The sequence below is a fragment of the Pseudomonas sp. R1-1 genome (assembly GCF_051132135.1).
GTDB lineage: Bacteria > Pseudomonadota > Gammaproteobacteria > Pseudomonadales > Pseudomonadaceae > Aquipseudomonas.
In genome coordinates, this window is the sequence record NZ_CP071663.1 from 3,947,563 (window position 1) to 3,971,863 (window position 24,301).

At 57.3% G+C, this 24,301-nt stretch carries 32 protein-coding genes and 1 tRNA gene; 9 read left to right on the plus strand and 24 right to left on the minus strand.

What is annotated here, in order from left to right; genetic code table 11:
• Window positions 1-87: 87 nt before the first annotated feature.
• Entirely contained in the window at window positions 88-1,032 is a 945-nt protein-coding gene (locus tag J3P75_RS17635) for an alpha/beta hydrolase (RefSeq protein ID WP_434707634.1), read from the plus strand.
• A 30-nt stretch (window positions 1,033-1,062) separates the two neighbouring features.
• On the opposite strand, the gene J3P75_RS17640 is transcribed toward J3P75_RS17635, so the two are convergent.
• On the minus strand, window positions 1,063-1,392 hold the full coding sequence (locus tag J3P75_RS17640; protein WP_206415804.1) for a hypothetical protein: 330 nt from the start codon (window positions 1,390-1,392) through the stop codon (window positions 1,063-1,065).
• A 196-nt stretch (window positions 1,393-1,588) separates the two neighbouring features.
• On the opposite strand from J3P75_RS17640, the gene J3P75_RS17645 reads away from it, so the two are divergent.
• Window positions 1,589-1,864: a hypothetical protein gene (locus J3P75_RS17645; RefSeq protein ID WP_434707635.1), complete on the plus strand. Its 276-nt coding sequence runs from the start codon at window positions 1,589-1,591 to the stop codon at window positions 1,862-1,864.
• A 112-nt stretch (window positions 1,865-1,976) separates the two neighbouring features.
• On the opposite strand, the gene J3P75_RS17650 is transcribed toward J3P75_RS17645, so the two are convergent.
• The 5 genes from J3P75_RS17650 to J3P75_RS17670 all read right to left on the minus strand — a co-directional run bounded on the left by J3P75_RS17650 (window position 1,977) and on the right by J3P75_RS17670 (window position 5,677).
• Window positions 1,977-2,258: a hypothetical protein gene (locus J3P75_RS17650; RefSeq protein WP_434707636.1), complete on the minus strand. Its 282-nt coding sequence runs from the start codon at window positions 2,256-2,258 to the stop codon at window positions 1,977-1,979.
• Between the two features lie 931 nt (window positions 2,259-3,189).
• On the minus strand, window positions 3,190-3,366 hold the full coding sequence (locus tag J3P75_RS17655) for a hypothetical protein (protein ID WP_434707637.1): 177 nt from the start codon (window positions 3,364-3,366) through the stop codon (window positions 3,190-3,192).
• Between the two features lie 567 nt (window positions 3,367-3,933).
• The gene (locus tag J3P75_RS17660) at window positions 3,934-4,542 is read right to left on the minus strand and encodes a tail assembly protein (protein WP_434707638.1); all 609 of its coding nucleotides are present in this window, start codon (window positions 4,540-4,542) and stop codon (window positions 3,934-3,936) included.
• 42 nt (window positions 4,543-4,584) lie between these two features.
• Window positions 4,585-5,007 carry a hypothetical protein gene (locus tag J3P75_RS17665; protein ID WP_434707639.1) on the minus strand — a complete coding sequence of 141 codons (423 nt, stop codon included), beginning with the start codon at window positions 5,005-5,007 and terminating at the stop codon, window positions 4,585-4,587.
• A 46-nt stretch (window positions 5,008-5,053) separates the two neighbouring features.
• Window positions 5,054-5,677 carry a hypothetical protein gene (locus tag J3P75_RS17670; protein WP_434707640.1) on the minus strand — a complete coding sequence of 208 codons (624 nt, stop codon included), beginning with the start codon at window positions 5,675-5,677 and terminating at the stop codon, window positions 5,054-5,056.
• 150 nt (window positions 5,678-5,827) lie between these two features.
• Here J3P75_RS17670 and J3P75_RS17675 point away from each other — a divergent pair, with 150 nt between their 5' ends.
• The 4 genes from J3P75_RS17675 to J3P75_RS17690 all read left to right on the plus strand — a co-directional run bounded on the left by J3P75_RS17675 (window position 5,828) and on the right by J3P75_RS17690 (window position 7,265).
• Window positions 5,828-6,364, plus strand: a complete 537-nt coding sequence (locus J3P75_RS17675; protein WP_434707641.1) for a hypothetical protein — start codon at window positions 5,828-5,830, stop codon at window positions 6,362-6,364.
• A gap of 87 nt (window positions 6,365-6,451) precedes the next feature.
• On the plus strand, window positions 6,452-6,703 hold the full coding sequence (locus tag J3P75_RS17680; protein ID WP_434707642.1) for a hypothetical protein: 252 nt from the start codon (window positions 6,452-6,454) through the stop codon (window positions 6,701-6,703).
• 26 nt (window positions 6,704-6,729) lie between these two features.
• A complete protein-coding gene (locus tag J3P75_RS17685; RefSeq protein WP_434707643.1) occupies window positions 6,730-6,963 on the plus strand; it encodes a hypothetical protein in 234 nt (77 codons plus the stop codon).
• Window positions 6,960-7,265, plus strand: a complete 306-nt coding sequence (locus J3P75_RS17690) for a hypothetical protein (RefSeq protein ID WP_434707644.1) — start codon at window positions 6,960-6,962, stop codon at window positions 7,263-7,265. Before J3P75_RS17685 ends, J3P75_RS17690 begins: the two co-directional genes overlap by 4 nt.
• A 33-nt stretch (window positions 7,266-7,298) precedes the next feature.
• Here J3P75_RS17690 and J3P75_RS17695 read toward each other — a convergent pair.
• The 9 genes from J3P75_RS17695 to thrS all read right to left on the minus strand — a co-directional run bounded on the left by J3P75_RS17695 (window position 7,299) and on the right by thrS (window position 14,750).
• Window positions 7,299-7,375: transfer RNA gene (locus J3P75_RS17695), tRNA-Pro, on the minus strand.
• An 88-nt stretch (window positions 7,376-7,463) separates the two neighbouring features.
• Complete coding sequence (locus J3P75_RS17700; RefSeq protein ID WP_003179985.1) at window positions 7,464-7,820, minus strand: MerR family transcriptional regulator; 357 nt, start codon at window positions 7,818-7,820, stop codon at window positions 7,464-7,466.
• Window positions 7,801-8,103 carry an integration host factor subunit alpha gene (gene ihfA, locus J3P75_RS17705; RefSeq protein ID WP_002553164.1) on the minus strand — a complete coding sequence of 101 codons (303 nt, stop codon included), beginning with the start codon at window positions 8,101-8,103 and terminating at the stop codon, window positions 7,801-7,803. The genes J3P75_RS17700 and ihfA overlap by 20 nt, the downstream gene beginning before the upstream one ends.
• Before the next feature lie 3 nt (window positions 8,104-8,106).
• Window positions 8,107-10,485: a phenylalanine--tRNA ligase subunit beta gene (pheT, locus tag J3P75_RS17710; RefSeq protein ID WP_434707645.1), complete on the minus strand. Its 2,379-nt coding sequence runs from the start codon at window positions 10,483-10,485 to the stop codon at window positions 8,107-8,109.
• 26 nt (window positions 10,486-10,511) lie between these two features.
• Window positions 10,512-11,528 (minus strand): phenylalanine--tRNA ligase subunit alpha, encoded by a 1,017-nt coding sequence (gene pheS / locus J3P75_RS17715; RefSeq protein ID WP_090282682.1) that lies wholly within the window; start codon window positions 11,526-11,528, stop codon window positions 10,512-10,514.
• Window positions 11,529-11,637: 109 nt separating this feature from the next.
• Window positions 11,638-11,994 carry a 50S ribosomal protein L20 gene (gene rplT / locus J3P75_RS17720; protein WP_002553161.1) on the minus strand — a complete coding sequence of 119 codons (357 nt, stop codon included), beginning with the start codon at window positions 11,992-11,994 and terminating at the stop codon, window positions 11,638-11,640.
• A 27-nt stretch (window positions 11,995-12,021) separates the two neighbouring features.
• Window positions 12,022-12,216: a 50S ribosomal protein L35 gene (gene rpmI, locus J3P75_RS17725; protein ID WP_002553160.1), complete on the minus strand. Its 195-nt coding sequence runs from the start codon at window positions 12,214-12,216 to the stop codon at window positions 12,022-12,024.
• A gap of 60 nt (window positions 12,217-12,276) precedes the next feature.
• Window positions 12,277-12,828 (minus strand): translation initiation factor IF-3, encoded by a 552-nt coding sequence (infC, locus tag J3P75_RS17730; RefSeq protein ID WP_169432615.1) that lies wholly within the window; start codon window positions 12,826-12,828, stop codon window positions 12,277-12,279.
• On the minus strand, window positions 12,828-14,750 hold the full coding sequence (thrS, locus tag J3P75_RS17735) for a threonine--tRNA ligase (RefSeq protein ID WP_203421522.1): 1,923 nt from the start codon (window positions 14,748-14,750) through the stop codon (window positions 12,828-12,830). The genes infC and thrS overlap by 1 nt, the downstream gene beginning before the upstream one ends.
• 369 nt (window positions 14,751-15,119) lie before the next feature.
• On the opposite strand from thrS, the gene J3P75_RS17740 reads away from it, so the two are divergent.
• Window positions 15,120-15,422 carry a hypothetical protein gene (locus tag J3P75_RS17740; protein WP_434707646.1) on the plus strand — a complete coding sequence of 101 codons (303 nt, stop codon included), beginning with the start codon at window positions 15,120-15,122 and terminating at the stop codon, window positions 15,420-15,422.
• 290 nt (window positions 15,423-15,712) lie between these two features.
• Window positions 15,713-15,925, plus strand: coding sequence for a cold-shock protein (locus J3P75_RS17745; RefSeq protein ID WP_003179963.1), 213 nt, complete (start codon window positions 15,713-15,715; stop codon window positions 15,923-15,925).
• 71 nt (window positions 15,926-15,996) lie between these two features.
• Here J3P75_RS17745 and J3P75_RS17750 read toward each other — a convergent pair whose 3' ends face one another.
• Window positions 15,997-16,314, minus strand: coding sequence for an I78 family peptidase inhibitor (locus J3P75_RS17750; RefSeq protein WP_434707647.1), 318 nt, complete (start codon window positions 16,312-16,314; stop codon window positions 15,997-15,999).
• A gap of 168 nt (window positions 16,315-16,482) precedes the next feature.
• Complete coding sequence (locus J3P75_RS17755) at window positions 16,483-16,785, minus strand: hypothetical protein (protein WP_434707648.1); 303 nt, start codon at window positions 16,783-16,785, stop codon at window positions 16,483-16,485.
• A 129-nt stretch (window positions 16,786-16,914) separates the two neighbouring features.
• Between J3P75_RS17755 and J3P75_RS17760 the strand changes: the two genes are divergently transcribed.
• A complete protein-coding gene (locus J3P75_RS17760; protein WP_434590217.1) occupies window positions 16,915-17,127 on the plus strand; it encodes a hypothetical protein in 213 nt (70 codons plus the stop codon).
• Between the two features lie 35 nt (window positions 17,128-17,162).
• Here the strand turns inward: J3P75_RS17760 and J3P75_RS17765 are convergent, their stop codons facing one another.
• The 7 genes from J3P75_RS17765 to J3P75_RS17795 are packed head-to-tail and all read right to left on the minus strand — an operon-like array spanning window position 17,163 to window position 24,130.
• Window positions 17,163-18,191 carry a nucleoside hydrolase gene (locus J3P75_RS17765; protein WP_434707649.1) on the minus strand — a complete coding sequence of 343 codons (1,029 nt, stop codon included), beginning with the start codon at window positions 18,189-18,191 and terminating at the stop codon, window positions 17,163-17,165.
• 32 nt (window positions 18,192-18,223) lie between these two features.
• Complete coding sequence (gene rbsD, locus J3P75_RS17770) at window positions 18,224-18,628, minus strand: D-ribose pyranase (protein ID WP_434707650.1); 405 nt, start codon at window positions 18,626-18,628, stop codon at window positions 18,224-18,226.
• Window positions 18,625-19,542, minus strand: a complete 918-nt coding sequence (rbsK, locus tag J3P75_RS17775; RefSeq protein ID WP_434707651.1) for a ribokinase — start codon at window positions 19,540-19,542, stop codon at window positions 18,625-18,627. Before rbsK ends, rbsD begins: the two co-directional genes overlap by 4 nt.
• 24 nt (window positions 19,543-19,566) lie before the next feature.
• Window positions 19,567-20,586 (minus strand): LacI family DNA-binding transcriptional regulator, encoded by a 1,020-nt coding sequence (locus J3P75_RS17780; RefSeq protein ID WP_434590227.1) that lies wholly within the window; start codon window positions 20,584-20,586, stop codon window positions 19,567-19,569.
• A 3-nt stretch (window positions 20,587-20,589) separates the two neighbouring features.
• On the minus strand, window positions 20,590-21,567 hold the full coding sequence (locus J3P75_RS17785; protein WP_434707652.1) for an ABC transporter permease: 978 nt from the start codon (window positions 21,565-21,567) through the stop codon (window positions 20,590-20,592).
• A complete protein-coding gene (locus tag J3P75_RS17790) occupies window positions 21,564-23,117 on the minus strand; it encodes a sugar ABC transporter ATP-binding protein (RefSeq protein ID WP_434707653.1) in 1,554 nt (517 codons plus the stop codon). Before J3P75_RS17790 ends, J3P75_RS17785 begins: the two co-directional genes overlap by 4 nt.
• A 56-nt stretch (window positions 23,118-23,173) precedes the next feature.
• Window positions 23,174-24,130 carry a sugar ABC transporter substrate-binding protein gene (locus J3P75_RS17795; RefSeq protein ID WP_434590234.1) on the minus strand — a complete coding sequence of 319 codons (957 nt, stop codon included), beginning with the start codon at window positions 24,128-24,130 and terminating at the stop codon, window positions 23,174-23,176.
• Window positions 24,131-24,301 lie beyond the last annotated feature (171 nt).

A 24,301-nucleotide genomic window follows, 5' to 3' on the forward strand; every position in this document is an offset into this window, starting at 1 on the left:
GCAGCCGGACAGCGGTCGAAAAAATCACGCGCAGACCTGTGCATCTGGTAAAAGGCGTTCTTTGTCTGCGCTCAGGTGAAACGTTTAATGTTCCGGTCCTTCATGACGCGTCTGCGCCGTCGCCGCCTGGCGTTCGCCTGCATGGCCGCGCTGCTCATCGGCGTGCCGACCAGTTGTGCTGTGCTCGAACACACCGAGCGCACCCTGCTGTTTCGCATCGAACCGGGCAATGCTGGCTGGTATCGCGGTTTGCCCGGCAGCGTGCAGGAGCTCGACCTGCAACCGAAAAGCTTCAAGGCCGGACAAAACATCCATGCCTGGTGGTGGCCGGCGGAGAAAGCCGATGCGCCGGCGATTCTATATCTGCACGGGGTTCGCTGGAACCTCACCGGGCAGTTGTTCCGCATCGAGCAACTGCGCGCGGCGGGCTATTCGGTGCTGGCCATCGATTACCGCGGCTTTGGTCAGAGCAAGGGTGATCTACCCTCGGAAAGCAGTGTTTATGAAGACGCTCGCGTTGCGTGGGAGCGCTTCCAGTTGCTGCAACCGGATCCGAACAAACGCCTGATCTATGGTCACTCTCTGGGCGGCGCGGTAGCGATTGATCTGGCCGCGGAACTCGGCCAGCAGGCTGCTCGCAGTCACTCGCCCTTACCCGTGCGCGGCCTGGTCATTGAGTCGACCTTCACGTCGCTGGCCGACGTGGCTGCCGCCGTCGCCAATACCTCGCTACCGGTGCGCTGGCTGTTGTCACAGAAATTCGATTCCATCGACAAGATTGCCGACATTCACATGCCACTGCTGGTGGTGCATGGCCAGGCGGATGCCTTCGTACCGCCGCGCTTCAGCGAGCAATTGTTCAATGCCGCTGAGCAGCCCAAACGCCTGCTGCTTGTGCCTGGAGCGACGCACAACAACAGCATGGCGCTCGGCGGCCAGGGCTATCGCAAGGCACTGGATGCGTTGATGCAGACCAAACCATCGCCGCGGGTTGCCGGGCCGGCAGTGGCCAAGGGCTCTCGCGACTCCTGAGGTGTCCGGTCAATCTACGCACACCTGGCATCAGCGCCGTGCCAGTTCGTGGCGTACGCACTGTTCGTAATAGGTCTGCTTGACCGCCGCGGGTTTCAGCTTCGAACTGCTGTTATAGGTTTGCTCGGTAATGCCCATCGCGGTCATGCGCATCCAGGGCTGCTGGAACCGCCGAACCTGCAATTGTTTGCGCGCGCCGTACAACGAGACTCCGGATAGTTTTGACCGCTGCGCGCCAGCAGCAATGTCCGAGCCCCATGTGCAGGCAAATCGATGGCTCTTGCTCAGCTCTTTTGCCTGCACGCCCGAGACGATCAAAGCCAGGGAAAGCGTCGCAACGGTTATCACAATCGTCCGCATATAGCCGACCTAACCTTCTGAAAAAAGGCGATTTTGCCGGGACAGATCAAGTCCGGGGGCCAGCAATTTGCCTTCCTGCGAAGGCTAACCTTTAAGCCGAATACATCCCGAGCTCTGCCGCTTGTCCAGTCCCTCGCACCTTTGGCGGGCTGGCTTATCCAAAACAGTACATTCCGTCGCGCAGAAGGCTCATGCCATGAACAGAAACATCGCCGCCATATCGCTCGCCACTCTGTTTCTGATCGTCCCGCTTCATGCATCGTCAGCCGAAACAACAGCGGGTGCCGCCACCCCAGCCACCGCCCTGCCGGGTGTCAATCATGCAGAAAGCTCCCGCGACCATGATGAGAAGGCTAACAAGAAAGGCGAAGAGTCATCAGGTGCCAACGCGGGCGCGGAGCCTCATGAGACGCAGAAGGATGCCGCCACATCCAGCGACTCCAAAGACCTGGAGAAAAAGCCCACCCAGTAATATCCATCGGACAACCCGTAGACCATCGGCTTGTGCTCAAGAATCCAAAAATAACAAAGGCCAATGTCATCGACATTGGCCTTTGTATTTCAGTCCCGAAAAAACCGGTTCGTCATTGCTTGGTGCACTGAGCGCCCAGTCCCATGCCCATGGAACCCAGCGCAACCATCGGGCCGCTCGGAAGTTCGCACTTGTATTCGCCGCCATCGGTTTGAGCGGTGTAGTAGGTTGTATTGAAGTCGTTGCGGATGTTTGAAACCTTGATAACAGGTTTGCCAATGGTGGTCTGCGCTCGATCCTTCAGATCACTTTCCCCCGGTTTGACGGTCTGGCATCCAGAGAGCGCGAATGTTGCGAATAAAGCGATAACCGGAACAGTCCTTGATGAGTTCATTGCAGATCGACCTTTTTGATTTTTATGCCGGAAAATTTGACAGCAAGCTGTCAGGCGATAGGACTTTAGAGTCGAGCCGGGACAGGGGCAATTAGGGCGGATGTGCTAATGGCTCAAAGCTAGCGTCATTCCCGATGCGGTTTTGCGTCTGCGTGCGGGGGGCGTAAAAATATTTGCGCGATCTCAATCACCAAGCTAGAAAAAATGAATTAGCCACCTGATCCCTCGGTCAAGAATTATGAACGCAGTAAATCTGACGAGGTGACAGTAATGACTATCCAGGCAGAGACACTCGCAAAACTGACCGAAGCGCTTCAAGAGCGAGGCATGAATAGGGTTTCAGACATCCATTTCACCCGCGCGCCTTACCGATACAACCATCGCTGGATCTGTATCGTAGAGTGAACGTGCTGACTGCCCGCGGCTGGATCGAAATATCCAGCGCGGGCGCCACGGTGGTTGCGCAGACAACCAAAGACGCATGCTGACGAGCTCGTTGTCTGTTTCAGAACTTATCCATAGGTTGCCGGCAACAAAAACCCGGCACGGTGGCCGGGTCTTGTGAAGGACAGAATTCATGGCGCCTTTTTCGCGCCGCCGTTATCCCGGCCTGTCTGAGCATCCTGGTCAGAACCAGGATTGCCGGGTGGCGGGTTCCAGTCCTCTGGTCGCTCGTCGGCACCCTGCTTTGGCTCAGAGACCGCCTGTTCCAGGCCAGAATCATGGCCCTCGCCAGCGTCCGGCGTTTGCTCGCCTGGTCCTGGATAAGGAGCTTCAGGACCGTTATTGTCGTCAATCATCATTCTCTCCCGTCAGTGGCGCAGGGTCTGCGCTTATTACTGAGAGACGACCCCATGCCAGCGAGTGCGATTCGCTCGACGAGCGGGACTAGAAAGACGGTACAACGACGAGCCCCAAAACAACCAGCAGATCACTTATTACGCTGCAGCCAGCCTGTCAGCATGAAAACCAGACCAGGTATCAACAGACCCGGCGCCACATAGGCGAAGGTTCCGCTGGCGAGAAGACCCGTGAGACCGAAAACGAAGCCGCAAATCGCCAGCGGCAGACCCACGATAAACATTGGCTGCTTGAACGCCTTTTCCATTATTCGATTTCCATTCAGGTTTTTATCAAATCACGGGGGCCTGCAAAATAATGGCGGGCGAGAAATTTCATCAGCCGTGCGCAAGATTCCGATTCAGGCTGAAGTAGTGCCGCGGACGTCAGTAATCAATGCAGTGGATTTTCCGACACTGCGGGCAGGAGAAACTCTAGAGACATGTCTTGGCGCTTGCGGCGCGGCGACCCGATATCCAGCTCATACTACTGTCGGAGAAAAACTCGACCCTAGTTCGGCCGTCGCGCTGCGTAACGTCAACCATTTCACGATAGTTTGCGCTAACGACTGACTTCCCACCGCCGGGCTTTGGCTGAATATTCACGTTGTAATGAACGCCAGCCAATGACTCATTCTGCCAAGCGTAGAGGATGCATTCTGCCACCTGCTGCTCCGACTTTGATGAGGTGAAAGTCTTCAATGGCCCATCAGCCCTCAATTCCTGAGGAGACGCTGTGCACCCAACAACTGCCAGCGGAACTACTAAGGCTGCGATGATCCTTTGCATATTCTCTCTCCTGCTAAACGCGCAAATATATCATCAGTGCCTCAAAGTTAAGCCTTGTCTTCAGCCAGAATCGAGGCTGAGATGATCATCCCGCCCCACCGGCGCTCGCCGATGCAGATCGGTACCGGGTTGCCGCTGGCCGTGGTGTTCTTGGCGCTGCCGAAGGCGTAGGACGGGGAGTTTTCGGGGGAGGCGCTTTGCTTCAGGCCTGATGCCTGCGGACTGAGCATTTGGATCACACCGCCGATCGCCATCGACGCGCCGGCCGCATACAAAAACGGCGATGCGGCTGCAAACGGAGTGAACGACAGCACATAGGCTGCGGCGATCATGACCGTACCTATGATGGTCTGCAGACCGCCGGTGCGCTTGCTTCCACCAATCACAGGAACAATGCGAATCTCCCGCGTGCCGCCGAGATCGAATGCGTCCATCCCGATGTTTGTCCGATTCCGGTAGATCGCAAACTTCAGCTCAAGGCGCTCCAGTCGTTTAATTTCTTCGGCGAAACCATCAATCGTCGCATTGAGCGCACGGAACACCTCCACGGCCGATCCGCCGTCGAGAAGGAATGGCTTGCTTCGAAAAAACTTCTTCGCAAGCGAGCCGGACAACATGACTTTCGTCATTGGCGTGTAGGTAATTGCTGAGCACATGCCATTCTCCAGGCAATAAAAAACCGCCCGGAGGCGGTCTGTTCAGAGAGTCGTGGGCATTATGTCGATCTGCCCATCACCACCGGTGAAAACTCGGTACTTCTTAACCGCGCCGTCTTTCACGATCGCTTCGCGCTCCACTCGGGCTGCACCCATGGAGCAGATGCCAGAGCCGGTGTAAGCGGCGCCAACTGAAACCGAATCAGGCGGCAGATAGAAAGATGCCTTCTGACCTGGGTCGAGCTTGGCAGCTTGTTTGCCATCGATAAAAACGGCCATTGAACAAAGGCTTCCGGTCTGCCCAGAGTCCCGAATCACTTGCAGAGTCCCGTAAGCGCCTGACGGCTTTGTCTGGTACGCAGACAGCTGACTGGCCGGTGCTTGCTTGGCTTCACCGGAAGGTGTTGGCGCAGTCGCACACCCCGCCAACAGCGCTACCGCCAGCGCTCCTACGATCAGTTTCATGCAGATCACTCCTGTGGGAAAGGATGCACGATATTATTCACACCCGTTACTTCGAATCCCAGCGTGTAATGGAACTCTTCACAGAATTATCCGGCTGGATGCATGCGCCCAACCGCATTGGCGGAATCTGACTCGGTGGGAGTGGGCTGACTTTATGAGCTACCGTCCGGCAACCCTTAAATTTTCCGCCTTCCACTATCGCGAGGAAATACGCCTCGTAGTCGACGCCTTGTTCAGGAATAAATGTGAGTGCCGGAGGCATGCAAAGCACGCCTCCAATGTTCTTTATGTCTACTACAAACGGCTTTCCTGCGAGCACTACCATCTCCGAATATTTTTCATTCGGAGCCGTTCCGTCCGAAAGTCGCCAAGAGCTGGGCATGCCAATACTGAGCTTGGAGTAGTGCTGAACACGTTGCAAACGCGCGTTAGGGCCAGGCCTATTTAGAGGTTTCACTGGCAATTCTTTACTCAATTCTTCGCAAGAATACCCAGTGCTATAACTCGCTTCTAATGAAGGAGATCCTGTGTAAATGCGCACTCTTGCCATTGTTACAGGATCGTAATCAACCTTCGCAAATTCGACTGGTTGAGATGGAGGAGCTGGCGGGGCATTGTGGGAGCTGCAAGCTTGAAGGATCAGCGAGGCGCACAAGAGAATCTTTTTCACACTTCGTCCTTGGATGGACCAAAGCCTGAATGATAGCGCATAGCCATCAGGCAAAACAACATCTCACCCTGTACGAATCCCCAGTAACACCTTTCGCAAATTAGGTAGTAGCGTTTCGCCCTCAAATTGATTTGCTAGGAATTCCTGCGGATGGATCTCGCTTCTGATTTGCCGAGTTTTAAGGATTTGTACCTTCCTGTTTTGGTCGCTTTGGCCTTTTGGGGGTTCAAAAAAGCCTTCGTTCCGATACAGCACGCTGCCGGCAAAGTCCTTAGGCGCTCTCGGTGCAAAGAGTTAAAAAAAGCGAAAGCTATTCGAGTCAACCCCTTCGCTGTACAGCGTCAGCTTCAGAAAGAAAGCGCGCTATTCGGGGCTTTCATGCTGTCCGCTTTTCTGTCGTTGGGCATTATGCTGATTCTCGCACAAGGCGAAGTTACCCCGGCCAAGATTGTTTATCTATTTATCTACATGCTTCCTCCGCTCGGATTCGAAGTGTGGTGGTTACTACAAAAAGCATTCGTTGAAACACTGCTTCAAGAAACCAGCCGCCTTGGGCATTGCATCACGAGAAGGATCCCATCCAGATTTCAATCGCCAAGGCGCGCAAAAGACCGTGAAGCGCGCCAAGAACAAATCAGGATCGCAAAGAAAGCGGCAACCAAGTGGAAGCATGTTAAGCAATGCTGATTGCCGACGAATAAGCTAGTCCTTTGCCTGCAAGCCCAAGGACTGGGATTGCGCCAATCTCGGCGCGCTTATGACCTGGAGGTCAATGTGAGTACTGATCAAGTTGTACTGAATCAACAATTGGTGGATGCGGTCAATGCCCATGGATCCGACATTCAAAACCTAAACTGCGTTATTTCTGGCCTGGTACACCAATTGGCTCAAACACAAGGAAACTCAGGCCTTGATGCAGCTCGAGATTATGCAATTCGAGTTGCGGAAAACATGCCCAGGAACTCCCTTGTAAAGCCAAACGCTCAGGCTATTCACGACCTTTTCAATGGTCACAAAGCGGGGTAAAGCCAAGCGCTTGCTCCATCCTGAATATGCGTTTCGACGGTATTCGGGAAGGTTTTTTGTATGTGGTGCAGCAGAAGACAGCCAAGGCCAGCGACGCGGCGTGGATCCGGTTCAAAGTGACCGAAGATCTCCAGGCCGTGATCAGCCGGTGCCGGGATGACATCGTCTCGCCGTACCTGATCCACCGCCGGCCCGATCGCAAAAAGCAGAAGCAGGCGCAAACGAAAGACCACTGGACTCAGGCGAAGAGCGATATTTGACGCGAGCCTTCAAAGAGACCCGGGAAGCGGCGGGTTGTTACAAGGGATGGAAGGAAGAGGAAATGCCGGGCTTCCATGAAGTGCGAGCACTGTCGCTGCACCTGTACCAGAAAGCCGGAAAGGACGGTCAGAAGATCGCCGGCCATGCCAGCGAGACCATGACGAAGAACTACCAGAAGGACCATGCCGAGATCGTCTGGTCAGAGGCAATTCCTGATCTGATATTAGCGAAATCACCGGGTAGTTTTGCGCAAGTTTTGCGCGGGTTTTTTGCGCAGGCACAAAAAAGCCGATCCATCTGATCGGCTTAAGTGTCTGATTCTCATCAGGAATAATGGTCGGGACGGAGTGATTCGAACACTCGACCCCTAGCACCCCATGCTAGTGCGCTACCGGACTGCGCTACGCCCCGACTGATGTTGCATCCGTTCTTCACCTCGAAGAACGCTCAAGAATATAGCGCAAGCGTTTGAAAACTGGAAGTATTCAAACGCCGCTTTTTATTTCTTGAGTACTACCAGCACGTCTTCGAGCTCGGCAATCATCTGCCGGATCATCTGCTTGTACTGGGTGGTGTCGTCTTTGGCTTCATCGCCGGACAGGCGCAGGCGTGCGCCGCCGATGGTGAAACCCTGATCGTAAAGGAGCGCGCGGATCTGCCGGATCATCAGCACGTCCTGGCGCTGATAATACCGGCGGTTTCCGCGGCGTTTGACGGGGTTGAGCTGAGGAAACTCCTGCTCCCAGTAGCGCAGCACGTGTGGCTTTACGGCACACAGCTCGCTGACTTCACCAATGGTGAAGTAGCGTTTGCCCGGGATGACGGGTAGTTCGTCGTTATGACTTGGTTCCAGCATAAGCCTCAACTCGGGCCTTCAACTTCTGCCCTGGACGAAAGGTGACCACACGGCGAGCCGTGATCGGGATTTCTTCCCCCGTTTTCGGGTTGCGGCCAGGCCGCTGGCGTTTGTCCCGAAGATCGAAATTGCCGAAACCGGACAATTTGACCTGCTCGTTGTCTTCAAGAGCGTGCCTGATTTCCTCGAAAAACAGTTCTACCAATTCCTTGGCTTCCCGCTTGTTCAGGCCCAGCTCTTCATACAGACGTTCCGCCATCTCAGCTTTCGTCAAAGCCCCCATACGTCACTTCCTTAACGTGGCGTTCAACCTTTGTTCGAGCGAGGTGAGGATATTTTGCGTCGTCGAATTCACCTCATCGTCATTAAGAGTGCGCGATGGATGCTGCCAGGTCAAGCCAACGGCAAGGCTTTTTCTATCAGGATCAATGCCTTTACCCTGATACACGTCAAACAGCCTGAGATCTGTGAGCCATTCGCCTGCATTTTCACGGATTACGTCCAGTACAGCCGAGGCGGCGACGTCTTTATGCGCGATCAGTGCAAGGTCACGGCGCACTTCAGGAAAGCGCGACAACTCGTGGAATTTCGGCATTTTACCGAGTGCCACTTCAGCCAGAACCAGTTCGAAAACGAAGACCGGACGATCCAGGCCCAGCGCTTTCGACAATTCAGGGTGAATCGCACCGATGAAACCGACTTCACGGCCTTCGCGTTCGATGCGCGCGGTTTGGCCTGGGTGCAGCGCCGGATGTTTGCCCGGAGCAAAGGTGAACGAATCCAGTGCACCGGCGAAGCCCAGCACCGCTTCCACGTCAGCCTTGACGTCGAAGAAGTCCACGGTATCACGACCCTGTGCCCAGCCTTCCGGCAGGCGGCTGCCGCAGACCACACCCGACAACATCGGCTCTTGCTTCAGACCGTCGAGTTGACCAACGAAACGCAGACCGCTTTCGAACAGGCGCACGCGGTCCTGTTGCCGATTGAGGTTGTGTTGCAGCGCCTTGACCAGACCCGGCCACAGCGACGAACGCATGGCAGCCATGTCATTGGAAATCGGATTGGCCAGCAACAGAGGCTCGACACCCGGATTGAACAGTTCGAACTGACGCGGATCGATGAAGCTGTACGTGATCGCTTCCTGATAGCCTCGAGCAACCAGCAGACGACGCAGCTCCGGCAGATCGCTACGCGCTTCTGCCTTAGCTTGCGGTGCCAGACGTGCTTGCGGGTAACGAACCGGCAGACGGTTGTAGCCGTAAAGACGGGCCAGCTCTTCGATCAGATCGACTTCCAGGCTGATATCGAAGCGATGGCTTGGCACTTCAACGCGCCACTGCCCTGCCCCATCGGCGGTAATCTTCAGACCCAGCCCGCTGAGCAGGCTTTCGACCTGAGCCGAATCCATTTCCATGCCGAGCATTTGCGCGATGCGCTGGGAACGCAGGGTGATCGGAGCGATCGAAGGCAGGTGCTGCTCGCTGACGGTCTCGATGATCGGGCCGGCTTCGCCACCGGTAATGTCCAGCAGCAGGCCAGTGGCGCGCTCCATGGCTTCACGGGCCAGTTGCCAGTCAACGCCACGCTCGTAGCGGTGCGAGGCGTCGGTGTGCAGGCCGTAGGAACGAGCTTTGCCTGCAACAGCGATCTGGTCGAAGAAAGCACTTTCCAGAAAAACGTCGCGTGTAGTAGAGGAAACACCGCTGTGCTCACCGCCCATCACACCGGCAATAGCCAGCGCACGGCTATGGTCAGCGATCACCAGCGTATCGCTACGCAGGCTGACTTCCTGACCGTCGAGCAGCACCAGCTTCTCACCCTCTACCGCCATGCGCACGCGGATACCGCCATTGATTTCGGCGAGATCGAATGCGTGCAGCGGCTGACCCAGCTCAAGCATCACGTAGTTGGTGATGTCGACGGCAGCGTCGATGCTGCGCACGTCGGCGCGACGCAGGCGCTCAACCATCCACAGTGGTGTCGGCTTGGACAGGTCGACGTTACGGATCACACGACCCAGATAACGCGGGCATGCGGCGGGGGCCAGTACTTCGACCGAGCGGACTTCGTCATGTGTGGCAGGAACGGCGGCTACTACCGGACGCGTTACCGGAGCGGCGTACAGCGCACCGACCTCACGGGCCAGACCGGCCAGCGACAGGCAGTCGCCACGGTTCGGGGTCAGGTCGACCTCGATGCTCACGTCTTCCAGGTCCAGGTAAACCCGGAAATCTTCGCCCACCGGCGCATCAGCCGGCAGCTCCATCAGACCGTCGTTGCCTTCGCCAATCTGCAACTCGGCTTGCGAGCAAAGCATGCCGTTGGACTCGACGCCACGCAGCTTGGCTTTCTTGATCTTGAAATCACCCGGCAGCTCGGCGCCGATCATGGCGAACGGGATCTTCAGGCCCGGACGCACGTTCGGCGCACCGCACACGACCTGGAAGGTTTCCGCGCCATTGCTGACCTGGCACACGCGCAATTTGTCGGCGTCAGGGTGCTGCTCGGTGCTCAGCACCTCACCGACCACCACACCGCTGAATACACCGGCGGCCGGGGTCACGCTATCGACCTCCAGACCGGCCATCGACAGACGGGCAACCAGCTCGTCGCGATCTACCTGCGGGCTAACCCAGCCACGCAGCCATTGTTCACTGAATTTCATCCTGCCCTCCTAAGAATTCGTTACGACTAGCGAAATTGCGCGAGGAACCGCAAGTCGTTGTCGAAGAACAGACGCAAGTCGTTCACGCCGTAACGGAGCATGGCCAGACGCTCGACGCCCATGCCGAAAGCAAAGCCGGAGAACTCTTCCGGATCGATGCCGGACATGCGCAGCACGTTCGGGTGAACCATGCCGCAGCCCATCACTTCCAGCCAGCCGGTCTGCTTGCAGACGCGGCAGCCTTTACCGCTGCACATCACGCATTCCATGTCGACTTCAGCGGATGGCTCGGTGAACGGGAAGTACGAAGGACGGAAACGTACGGCCAGCTCTTTCTCGAAGAACACCCGCAGGAATTCTTCGATGGTGCCTTTGAGATCGGCAAAATTGATGTCGCGATCGACCAGCAGGCCTTCGACCTGGTGGAACATCGGCGAGTGGGTGATATCAGAGTCGCTGCGATACACACGGCCTGGGCAGACGATGCGGATTGGCGGCTGCTTCGATTCCATGGTGCGGACCTGTACCGGCGAGGTATGGGTGCGCAGCAGCATGTTGGCATTGAAATAGAAGGTGTCATGCATCGACCGGGCCGGGTGGTGGCCTGGGATGTTGAGCGCTTCGAAGTTGTGATAGTCGTCTTCGACCTCGGGGCCTTCGGCGATGCCGTAGCCGATACGGGTGAAGAACTGCTCGACACGCTCCAGCGTGCGAGTCACCGGATGCAGACCACCGGAGGTCTGGCCACGCCCCGGCAATGTCACGTCGATGGATTCGGCGGACAGTTTGGCAGCCAGTTCGGCTTCTTCAAACAGAGCCATGCGCGCATTGAGAACGCCTGTAACACGCTCCTTGGCAACGTTGATCAGGGCGCCGACTTGCGGACGCTCTTCTGCCGGCAGATTCCCCAGGGTCTTCATCACCTGAGTCAATTCGCCCTTTTTGCCAAGGTATTGAACCCGGATTTGCTCCAGGGCATTGATATCTTCAGCGCTTTGCACAGCCTCTAGTGCTTGAGCGACCAGCGCATCCAGGTTTTCCATGTACAGACTCCAGATACAAAATAGGGGAAGAGCTTGAAGGCTCTTCCCCTATTTATGACGTTTAACACCTGACCCCACAAAGGTGAGGCCGGGTGACTGTCGGGGGTACTTAAGCCAAGGTGGCTTTAGCTTTCTCGACAATCGCAGCAAACGCCGCTTTTTCGTTCACTGCCAGATCAGCCAGAACCTTACGGTCGATCTCGATGGACGCTTTTTTCAGGCCAGCGATGAAACGGCTGTAGGACAGACCGTTAACACGAGCACCAGCGTTGATACGAGCGATCCACAGAGCGCGGAACTGACGTTTTTTCTGACGACGGTCACGGTAGGCGTACTGGCCTGCCTTGATTACCGCTTGCTTGGCAACACGGAATACGCGGGAGCGTGCGCCGTAGTAGCCTTTAGCAAGTTTCAGAATTTTTTTGTGACGCTTACGGGCAATGACGCCACGCTTTACACGAGCCATGAGTTACTTCCTCTATTCTTGACTAAATTAACGAAGGCGCAGCATGCGCTCGACTTTTGCCACGTCAGACGGATGCAGCAAGCTGCTACCGCGCAGTTGACGCTTACGCTTGGTCGACATTTTAGTCAGGATGTGGCTCTTGAAAGCGTGCTTGTGCTTGATGCCGTTAGCAGTTTTCAGAAACCGCTTGGCAGCACCACTTTTGGTTTTCATTTTTGGCATGTTCGGATACTCCGCATTCAGTTGATAAACATAATCAGAAGGCCTGCCGTGCCCTGTTGATTACTTCTTCTTTTTCGGGGCGATGACCATGATCAGCTGGCGTCCTTCCATCTTAGGATGCTGTTCGACCGAACCGTACTCGAGCAGGTCTTGTTCAACCCGCTTGAGGAGTTCCATCCCCAGCTCCTGGTGGGCCATCTCACGGCCGCGGAATCGCAAGGATACCTTGGCCCTGTCCCCGTCACTCAGGAAACGTACCAGGTTGCGCAGTTTTACCTGGTAATCCCCTTCCTCCGTCCCTGGACGAAACTTGATTTCTTTAACCTGAATCTGCTTCTGGTTCTTCTTCGCCGCGGCAATCTGCTTCTTCTTTTCGAAGATCGATTTGCCGTAGTCCATCACCCGGCAAACCGGCGGGACTGCGTCTGCGGAGATTTCCACCAGATCAAGCTTTGCTTCTTCAGCGATACGAAGCGCTTCATCAATCGAGACGATGCCAATCTGCTCGCCATCAGCGCCAATTAACCGAACCTCGCGTGCCGAGATATTCTCGTTGATCGGGGCTTTCGGTGCAGCTCGTTTATCTTGTCTCATTTCACGCTTAATAATAATTACTCCGAATCTGGGCGACCACGCCGGGAAACCGCTTGCGCGAGAAACTCAGCGAACCGGGCGACGGGCATCGAGCCCAGGTCAGCACCTTCACGAGTACGCACAGCGACAGTCTGCATCTCGACTTCCTTATCTCCGATAACCAAAAGATAGGGAACCTTGAGCAAAGTATGCTCGCGGATTTTAAAGCCGATCTTTTCATTTCTCAAGTCGGACTTGGCACGAAATCCGCTTTCGTTGAGAGTTTTTTCAACCTCTGCAACAAAATCTGCCTGTTTATCAGTGATATTCATGATCACCGCCTGCGTTGGCGCCAGCCAGGCAGGGAACGCACCTTCGTAGTGCTCGATCAGAATCCCGACGAAACGCTCGAAGGAACCGAGGATCGCGCGGTGCAGCATCACCGGGTGTTTGCGGCTGTTGTCTTCGGAGACGTATTCAGCGCCCAAACGGACAGGCAGGTTAAAATCGAGCTGCAAGGTACCACATTGCCAGACGCGACCGAGGCAATCTTTTAGCGAGAACTCGATCTTCGGACCATAGAACGCACCCTCGCCCGGCTGCAGATCGTACGGCAGGCCCGCAGAATCGAGGGCTGCAGCCAGTGCGGCTTCAGCGCGATCCCACAGCTCGTCGGAACCGACGCGTTTTTCCGGACGAGTGGACAGCTTCATCTCGACGTCGGTGAAGCCGAAGTCGCGATAAACGTCCATGGTCAGCTTGATGAACGCGGCGGACTCAGCCTGCATCTGCTCTTCGGTGCAGAAAATGTGGGCGTCATCCTGAGTGAACGCACGCACACGCATGATGCCGTGCAGCGCACCCGATGGCTCGTTGCGGTGGCAGGCACCGAATTCGGCCAGACGCATCGGCAGTTCGCGGTAGCTCTTCAGACCCTGATTGAAAACCTGCACGTGGCACGGGCAGTTCATCGGCTTGATTGCGTAGTCGCGGCTTTCCGACTCGGTGGTGAACATGTTGTCGGCGTAGTTGGCCCAGTGTCCGGATTTCTCCCACAGGCTGCGGTCAACGACTTGCGGCGTTTTGATCTCGAGGTAGCCGTTGTCGCGCTGTACCTTGCGCATGTATTGCTCGAGCACCTGATACAGGGTCCAGCCGTTCGGGTGCCAGAAGACCATGCCTGGCGCTTCTTCCTGGGTGTGGAACAGGCCCAGACGCTTGCCGATCTTGCGGTGATCACGCTTTTCGGCTTCTTCGATGCGCTGAATGTAAGCCGCCAGTTGCTTCTTGTCGGCCCAGGCAGTGCCGTAAACGCGCTGCAATTGCTCGTTCTTGGCGTCGCCGCGCCAATAGGCACCGGACAGCTTGGTCAGCTTGAAGGATTTCAGGAAACGCGTGTTCGGCACGTGCGGACCGCGGCACATGTCGACGTATTCTTCGTGATAGTACAGGCCCATGGCCTGCTCGTTCGGCATGTCCTCGACCAGGCGCAGCTTGTAGTCTTCGCCGCGGGCCTTGAACACTTCGATCACTTCGGCGCGCGGAGTGACTTTCTTGATCACGTCGTAATCTTTCTCGATCAGCTGCTGCATGCGCTGTTCGATGGCGGCCATGTCGTCCGGAGTAAAAGGACGCTCGAAGGCGATGTCGTAATAGAAGCCTTCGTCGATGACCGGCCCGATGACCATTTTTGCAGTCGGGTACAGCTGCTTGACCGCATGGCCAACCAGGTGCGCGCAAGAGTGGCGAATGATCTCCAGCCCCTCTTCATCCTTTGGCGTGATGATTTGCAGGGTCGCGTCGCTGCTGATGAGGTCGCTGGCGTCGACCAGTTGCCCATTGACCTTGCCGGCCAGGGTCGCCTTGGCCAGACCGGCACCAATGGATGCGGCGACCTCGGCTACGGAAACCGGGTGATCGAATGAACGTTGACTGCCGTCGGGAAGAGTAATAGTTGGCATGGCGCCTCCTCTCCTAGTGGTGACCCCTACCAAAGGTCACGTGGGTTGGGATGAGCCAGTACAAGATCCGGTCCAGGCCATTCAATGACGAACGCCTGCCTTACAGCGGCAGGAGCCTTGCGGCCAACCGGAAAACCGAACCAGAGTGACTGGGATTCAAATCAGAATATTCGCACGCTGACCGCGGCCGGGACTGAAGGTCGTCGGCGCCTGAAAACGCATGAGACCGGCATCCTAGCACAGATGAGCGGTCGCTTACGTGCTGATTTGGCAGAAGGCAAACCGTCCGTTTTTGTGCCAGAGTGCTGAACTAGATCGGCCCTTCAGCCCTCAGATAACAAGACATTGACCCACAAGGAGCATCCTCGCATGCGTCTGAACACCTTATTCGCCGTCGTCGCCCCTCTTGCTCTGCTGCTGCCGCTGAGCGCTCACGCCGACTGGCCGAAGGGCGAGCGTGAAAAATACATGGCGCAGTGCACCCAGGCGGCGACGCCGCAAATTGGCGCTGCTGCAGCCAAATCCCATTGCGCCTGTGGCGCTGATGCCATCAAGTCTTATCCGGCCAGTGATATTCAGTCATTGATGGACAACAAGGCCACCCCTGAACTGCAACAGAAAGCCCTCGGCCAGATCGCCAAATGCAAGGCAAATCCACCAGCGAAAAAATGAGAAAACCGCGCTTTCTGATCGGCTGAAAGCTGGAAAAAAGTGCTGGAAATGAAGCTTTTCAGACGAATTATGCAGGTTTTACAGGTTTTTTTATCGTCTTTACCTTTCGCTGCAAGCCTTTCAAACCGGGGCTTTCAGCAGAAACAGGTGGTAAAGAAAACACGACTGATTGGCAAACAGCACGTGCGGGGGGCTCCCAAAGCGAACATTTCGACTATGATACCCGGGTGTGCCCAGTTGGCCTGAGCAGCACAGTACTACTGAAAATATATGTTTCTTGGAGATACACCATGTCTAATCGCCAAACCGGCACCGTTAAATGGTTCAACGATGAAAAAGGCTTCGGCTTCATCACTCCTCAAGGTGGCGGTGACGACCTGTTCGTACACTTCAAAGCTATCGAATCCGACGGTTTCAAAAGCCTGAAAGAAGGCCAGACCGTCTCTTTCGTGGCTGAGAAAGGCCAAAAGGGTATGCAAGCTGCACAAGTTCGCCCAGAGTAATTTCCCGGCGCACTAAAAAAACCCCGTCCATGTGACGGGGTTTTTTGTGGCAGCAACAAAGTGGTTTGCGATCAGCCGCAGTTGACGCGGGTAACTACCAGATTGTTGTCGGTGTTGAGATTCAGCCGATCGGAACGGTATTCCAGGGTGATCATGTCGGTCGGCTTGAGGAAACGCGCATTTTGCGCACCGGCCTTGGCGCGCGCCTGCTCCAGGAGTTCCGGCGAAGCCTTCTTGCCGACGGTGAACTGCGCCGCCGCTGCCTCACAGCGACTGTGACCAGTGTCGGTCGCCACGCTTTCCTTTGCCGACTCGCTGGAGCTCGTGCTGCAACCGGCCAACAGCGCAGCAGCCATAAGTGCACCCAGTGTCGCGAACTTCAAAGGCATGAAGCCTCCTTGATTTCAAAATGGTTAAGCTGAGACCGTGCGACCGCCAATCCGGCGTTTGGTTTCGCGAGCAAAGCCATCACCTGGCCGCACAATCGGAAAAACGCCGAGTGTGCCTGAGCGCACCAACGTTCTCAGCCCGCAATCGTGACTGAATATGAATGGCGCTCAGTAGACGTCTATGTAGTCGAAAGGCGGATTCGGCCAGTTGTCCTTTAGCGCGTTGTAGATCTGCATGACCCAGACCTCATCACTGGCCGCCACATTGCCTACATAGCCCGAACCCTTCGCCCACGTCTCGAGGCGAAACAGCAGACCGTCGACATCCTGACCACCCGTGACCGTCGACAGGTAGGCGATACCGCCCTTGGTCACCCGCAATTGGGTGTGCACGTCATCACTGGCCGAGGCCAACAACTGGCGCACAGCCTCTACCGTCAGCCCGTCGGGAGTATTCAAATCGATTTGCACAGCACAGCCTCTGGATCGCTGGAAAAGACCAAGTGTCGCATAGCGCCCCGCTCATGCCTAAGTCGCAGTGCCAAGCGCACGACAAAATGGTTAACTCGACGTTCGGACTATCCACTCTTCGAGCGCCCCATGAACACCATCAACATCGACGCCGACATCAAAGCCAAATGGGCAGACGGACACAGCTCTTACAGCCCGGGCACCGCCGAGGAGCTTGCGTTGATTGGCATTGATCTGCTGGTCAAGGCGCTGGGCACCGAAGCAGCCCAGCAATTCATCAAGCAGGTGTTCGAGCGCTACCCTGTCGAGGTCACCGCGCAGGAACTGACTGAGAAAGGATAAAAAAACCCGCAGACTGGCATCTGCGGGCGGGTCGTTTATTTCAAGCGCTTGAGACGCTCGGTCAGCAGATCGAAGAAACCCTGGGCATCGCCATTCTCGACCCAGAATGCATTCTTCGGCGCCTTCAGGCCGTCGTACCAATCGACAATGGTCTGACCAAACGTCGGACCTTCACGACTGTCGACCACGACGTTGACCGCGCGGCCGGTGAACAGCGCAGGCTTGAGCAGATACGCGACGACGGTGGCGTCATGCACCGGGCCACCCGGAATGCCGTAGTGCTCCATATCGCCTTTGATGTATTCGTTGAGGATGTTGCCGACAATCTTGCTCGCATTGTTATTGAGCGCGGCGATCTGCTTCAGGCGGGCGTCACTGGTGAGGATCTTGTGGGTCACGTCCAGCGGCAGGTAAGTCAGCTTCACCCCGCTTTTGAGCACCACTTCCGCTGCTTGCGGGTCAGCGAACAGGTTGAATTCCGCCACCGGGGTGATGTTGCCGCCATTGAAATGCGCGCCGCCCATGATCACCACTTCCTTGATGCCCTGAACGATCTCAGGCTCCTGGATCAGCGCCAGCGCGAGGTTGGTCTGCGGACCGAGCATGGCGATGGTGATGCTGTGCGGCTTGGCCTTTTTCAGGGTGTCGATCAGGTAGTTGACCGCATTGCCTTCAGCCAGGCCCTTTTTCGGCTCGTGCACAGTGACGCCCGACAGGCCTTCCTTGCCATGGATGTTTTCGGCATAGATCGGCGTGCGCATCAGCGGCTTCGGCGCACCGGCGTACACCGGTACATCTTCGCGCCCTGCCCATTCGCGAGCCAGTCGGGCATTGCGCGAGGTTTTGTCCAGACGCACGTTGCCGGCCACGGTGGTCAGCGCGCGGATATGCAGCTCGTCCGGCGAGGCCAGCGCGAACAGCAAGGCGACCACGTCGTCAGCGCCGGGATCGGTGTCGATGATCAGATCGATTTTCTCCGCCGCCTGGGCGCCGGTGGCAGTGATGACGGACAAAAGCAGCAGACTCCGGAGCAATTGGTGCAGTTTCTGAGCATAGCGTTGCATGGCGCATTCCTTGTGCAGATGAAATCGAAAAATCAGAACGTAACTCCCGCGACCAGCACGATGTTGCAGTACGGCTGGCATTCGCCCGTACGAACAATAGCTCGTGCTTGTCGGCTGAGTACCTTGAATTGCTCGTGGCCGAGCAGATCGCGCCGGCCCAGAGCCCCCTCCTCGTTCAACGTTTCGAGCGCACTCAAGGCGCTCGGTTGTTTATCGAAGATTTCCTTGGCGATTGCGTGGCTTTCCACCTGCATCTCGCTGAGCACCACGTTGAGGGTGCTGATGAAATCCGGCACGCCGTGGGTCAGCGCCAGGTCGATCAGCTCGACACCCGGCGGCACGGGCAGCCCGGCATCGCCAATCACCACCATGTCGCCATGGCCGAGCGATGCGATCAGTCGCGACAATGCGATGTTGAGCATAGGAGTTTTTTTCATACCGGTTCAAAAGCCTGTACGTCGGACATAGTAGGAATGGACGGTTGCGCGCCCGCGCGGGTGACTGACAGCGCGGCGGCGATCTGTCCGTAGCGAATGGCTGAAGCTTCGGATTGGCCATTCGCCAGTGCCGCGGCGAAACCACCGACAAATGTGTCCCCCGCCGCCGTGGTATCGACAGCCTGCACTTTCGGCGCAGGGAAATGCTCGAAGCCCTGACCATTGGCAAACAGCGAACCCTGCGCCCCGAGTGTGATAATGACCTTGCCGGCGCCCATGGCGATCAACCGGGTGGCCGCACTTTCTGCGGCCTGCAGCGAGTCCACCGGCATGCCGCTCAAGGCGGCCGCCTCGCTTTCGTTCGGAATCAGGTAGTCGATTGCCGCGAACCAGTCTGCCGGCAGCGGACGACTGGCTGGCGCCGGATTGAGGATGACAATCTTGCCGAGGGCGCGCGCACGCTTGAGCGCATGACCTACCGTGGCGTCAGGAATTTCCAGTTGGCAAATGATCACGTCTGCCGATTGCAGCACCGCGTCAAAACGGTCGATAACGGTTGGCGTCATGGCACCGTTGGCACCGGCGACGATGACGATGGCGTTCTGGCTGTTGTCATCGACCACAATCAGCGCCACGCCGCTGGAACCGTCAACACTGCTCACGGCCTGACAGTCGATTTGCTCGGCCAGCAGCGCATCGCGCAATTGCACGCCGTAATCGTCGTTGCCGACACAGCCGACCATCGCCACCTGCGCGCCGAGCCGTGCAGCAGCCACCGCCTGATTGGCGCCCTTGCCACCGGACACCGTGGCAAACGAATGGCCGATCAGGGTTTCACCGCCGACCGGCAGCCGAGGCGCGCGGGTCACCAGATCCATGTTCAGGCTGCCAATTACCACTACATTTGCGCGCATACATCATTACTCATCAATTCGGTTTCAGCGGTATTCGGTGAACACGCCGGACAGCGGTGCGGTGGATTCGCGCAGGACAATACTCGGGGTGACAATGCGTTGATCGGTGCCCAGATTCGGCGTGGCGATCCTGCGCAGCAGCACCTCGGCAGCCATCTCACCGAGTTGCAGGATCGACTGCCCCACCGTGGTCAGCGCCGGGTACACGTAACGGCTCATCTGAATGTCATCGAAGCCGATCACCGACAGCTCGCCAGGCACCCGCACGTTGCGTTCTGCTGCCGCGCGCAACACACCGATGCCGATCATGTCGTTACCGGCAAAAATCGCGCTCGGCGGATTGTTTTCCAGCAGCTTCGCCGCGGCGTTGTAGCCGCCCGTACTGGTAAAGTCACTTTCCAGCATGCGTTCCTGCCGCACCGCGATATCCGCCTCTGCCAACGCTCGGCAATAGCCGGCCTGACGCATCTGCGCAACACTGGTGCTCGCCGGGCCGCCGATAGTAGCGATGTCGCGATGACCCAATTCCAGCAGATGACGGGTTGCGAGGTACGCACCGTATTCGTGATCGATGCGCACCAGATCGGCATCAACGCCTTCAAGACCGCGGTCGACAATGACCATGGGCGTTTTCACCCCGGCCAGCCCCTGCGCCAAGGCGCTGTCGCCACCGGCAGACGCGAAGATCAGACCGTCGATGCGCTTTTCCAGCAACACACGCAAATAGCTGCGCTGCTTGTCAGGATTGTCATCGGAGTTGCAGAGAATCACGCAATAGCCGTTACGCTCGCAATAGTCCTCGATCCCGCGCGCCAGCTCGGCGAAGTAAGGGTTGAGACTGTTCGGCACCAACAGGCCAATGGTTGCCGTGGTCTTGGCTTTGAGCGACCGCGCCACCGCGCTAGGCACATAGTCGAGGCTCTGGATTGCCGCTTCGACTTTCAAGCGCACTTCCTTGCTGACCGGCCGGGTGTTGTTCACCACATGCGACACGGTCGTGTAGGAAATGCCTGCGAGCGCTGCCACATCCTTGATCGTTGCCATATATTAGCCCCGCCGACTGGCGCGCTGACTGCGGTAAGTGTCGAGCACCACCGCGATCACGATGACGGCACCGGTGATGATGCGTTTGGTTGGCTCGGTCGCGCCGATCTGTGCCAGCCCCGCCGCCAATACCGAGATGATCAACACGCCGAAAAACGTACTGATGACCGAACCGCGCCCGCCCATCAGGCTGGTGCCGCCGATCACCACTGCGGCGATCACCTGCAGCTCCAGACCGGAGCCGGCATTGGGGTCAGCCGCTTCCAGACGGGAAATCTGAAACAGCGCGGCGATACCCGCCAGCAGGCCCATCAGGCTGAATACCAGAATCTTGTAGGGTTTCGGATTGATCCCCGCGAGCCGTACCGCCTCTTCGTTGGTACCGATGCCGATCAGGTAGCGACCGAATACGGTGCGCGTCAGCACGGCCTGCGCGATGAAAATCACCAGCAAGGCAATGATGAACGACGGCGAAATACCGAAGGCGATCGGGTTCGACAGCCAGGCAAATGAATCACCGATGTAGGCAGTACGCGAGCCGGTCATCTGATACGCCAGACCACGGGCCATCTCCAGCACACCGAGCGACACGATAAAGGAAGGAATCCGCCAGGCCACCGTGATGGAACCGGTAACGGTGCCGGCAAGTGCAGCTACCGCCATACCAAGCAACGCCGACGGCAACACGCCCCAGCCCCAGCCGAGAATCGCCACGCTGACGGTCGAAGCCGCCAGTGCCAGCACCGAACCGACGGAGAGGTCGATGCCGCCGATGATCAACACGAACGTCATGCCGACCGCCAGCACCATCAGATCCGGAATCTGGTTGGCCAGCGTACTGAAGGTGTTATAGGACAGAAAGTGGCTGCTCAAGACCGAGAACAGCGCAATCATCGCCAGCAAGGCACCGGCCAGGCCCAGATAGGTGCCTAGACCAAAAAAGTTGCCACTACGTTTGCCGGCAGGAGATGCAGTTTTCATGGGAGATCCCTAGGCGCCGCTTCATTGAGCAACGCATCACGTTTTTGGTAGCCGGCGAATGCGGCAGCAAGCAAATCATCCTGGGTCCAGCTGTCGCGCTCGAACGTATCGATCAGACGCCCCGCCGAGAGCACGCCGATGCGGTCGCAGATCAGCATCAGTTCGCGCAGGTCACTGGACACCACTACCAGCGCTTTGCCCTGCCGCGTCAGTTCGCCGAGCAAGGCATAAATGTCGAACTTGGCGCCGACGTCGATGCCCCGGGTCGGCTCGTCGAACAGCAACACCGAACAGTCACGCTCCAGCCAGCGGCCGATGACAACCTTTTGCTGATTGCCCCCGGACAGCTCGGACACCAGTTGTGTCGGGCTCGAACTGCGGATGCGCATGGCATCGATCTGGCGCTGCGCCAAAGAGATTTCATCGCCATTGTTGACGAAACCGCCACTGGAGATTTCCGGCATGTTGCCCAGCGCAATGTTGGCGCTGATCGACTGACTGAGCAGCAGCCCCTCGCCTTTACGGTCCTCGGTGATCAACGCAATGCCATGACGTACAGCATCGACCGGCGAACGCACACTGACTGCTTTCGCTGGCGTGCCGAGGGCGATGCTGCCGCTGTCGGCCGCGTCCGCACCAAAGATCAGCCGTAGCAGTTCGGTACGCCCTGCCCCGATCAATCCGGAAATCCCGAAGATTTCCCCGGCACGCACTTCGAACGAGACATCGCGGACTTTGTCGGCGCGGGTCAGGCCCTTGATCGTCAGGGCCGGGGCGCCGATCTTGCGCGGGCCCATGTCGATGTGTTCGCCCAGTTCGCGACCTACCATGAGCGTGACCAGTTGCTCGCTGTTGTAATTGGCCATCGGCTCGACGCAGACCAGATTGCCGTCACGCAACACGGCAATGCGCTGCGCGACGCGGGCGAGTTCTTCGAGACGGTGGGAAATGTAGATGATCGAGACGCCGCGCGCCTGCAATCGGGTGATCTGTTCAAAGAGCATTTCGACTTCGCGGGCCGTGAGCATCGCGGTCGGCTCGTCAAGAATCAGCACATGGCAATCGCCAATCAGGTTGCGGGCGATTTCGACCATTTGCTGATGGCCGATACCCAGCTCACCGACCAGCGTGTCCGGATCGATCGCATCAAGACCGACCTGCGCCATGGCCTCAATAGCCGCTTTGCGCAGTTGCTTGCGGCTGATCCAGCCGCCGTTGCTCGGCAAATTGTCGAGAAACAGGTTTTCCGCCACCGACAGGGTCGGTAACAGATTGAGTTCTTGCATGACCATGCGCACACCAAGCTCTTCGGCCTGGGTGCGACTGCCCGGGCGATAGTCCTTGCCGTGGAATTGCATCTGGCCGGTGGTCGGCGTAACGAGACCGCCGATGATCTTCGACAGGGTGCTTTTGCCGGCGCCATTCTCGCCGGTCAGCGCCAGCACTTCACCGCGCATCAGCGTCAGATCGATGCCGGCAAGCACCGGTTGCGCATAGGTCTTACCGATACCGCTGACCGAGAGGACAGCGTTCGGGGCGGAAACTGACATAGATAACTCTCCGTGCGCTCGCCCGGACGGACGAGCGCCATTGTGTCGCCAGAAGCTTACTGAGTGACCAGCTCGACCGGTGTTTCGATCACGCCGTTGGCACCGCTGTCGACTTTCTCGCCCTTGATGATCTTCAGTGCAGTCTCGATGCCGAACACCGCCTGTTTGGCGGCGAACTGGTCAGCCGTGGCCAGCACGCGACCGTCCTTGAGCATCGGCTTGATCGCATTGATGTTGTCGTAACCGACGACCTTCACCTGACCCGCCTTGCCGGCAGCACGGACGGCGGAAACGGCGCCGACTGCCATGCTGTCGTTGCCGGTCAGCAACGCTTTGACGTTCGGGTATTCACTGAGAATCGAAGCGGCGACCTTGTTGCCCTTGTCGATTTCCCAGTCACCGGATTGCAGGGAAACGATCTTGATCTGCGCAGCCTCCATCGCATCCTTGAAGCCAGCCGTACGTTGCTGGGCATTGGTGGTCGTGGACACACCTTCAATGATGCCGACTTCGTCACCGGCCTTGAGCTGCTTTGCCAGGTATTCACCGACCAGGCGCGCACCTTTACGGTTGTCGGGTCCTACGAAGGGGACGCTGATGTTTTTGCTTTTGACGATTGCCGGATCAAGCTGATTGTCGATGTTGATCACAGTAATACCGGCGTCGACGGCCTTCTTGATCACCGGCACCATGGCTTTGGAGTCCGAGGGTGCGATAACCAGAGCATCGACCTTGGCGAGGATCATCTGCTCGACAATCTTCGTCTGGCCTGCGGTATCGGTTTCGTCCTTGATGCCGTTGGAGATCAGGTCGAAATCGGCGGAGTGTTCTTTCTGGTAGGCCTTGGCGCCGTCTTCCATGGTCAGGAAGAACTCGTTGGCCAGGGATTTCATGACCAGGGCGACTTTGGGTTTTTCAGCGGATTCGGCGAACGCCGAGGAGACAGGTAGCGCGGCGGCTGTGGCAGCCAGCATAGCGACAGCAAGAAGACGTCCAGCGAATGGCAGCTTCATGGGTTCACTCCGATCTTATGATTATTGTGAGCAACGCTTGCGCTGGCGTAAGCTACATCGCTTGCAGACGGGGCGATAGCACCGGAGGTAAGCGACGCAAACGTTTGCGTAGACCGAACTATGCGAATCCCGCCGCCATTTGTCAACAATCAGAAATCGTCATTTATTGTA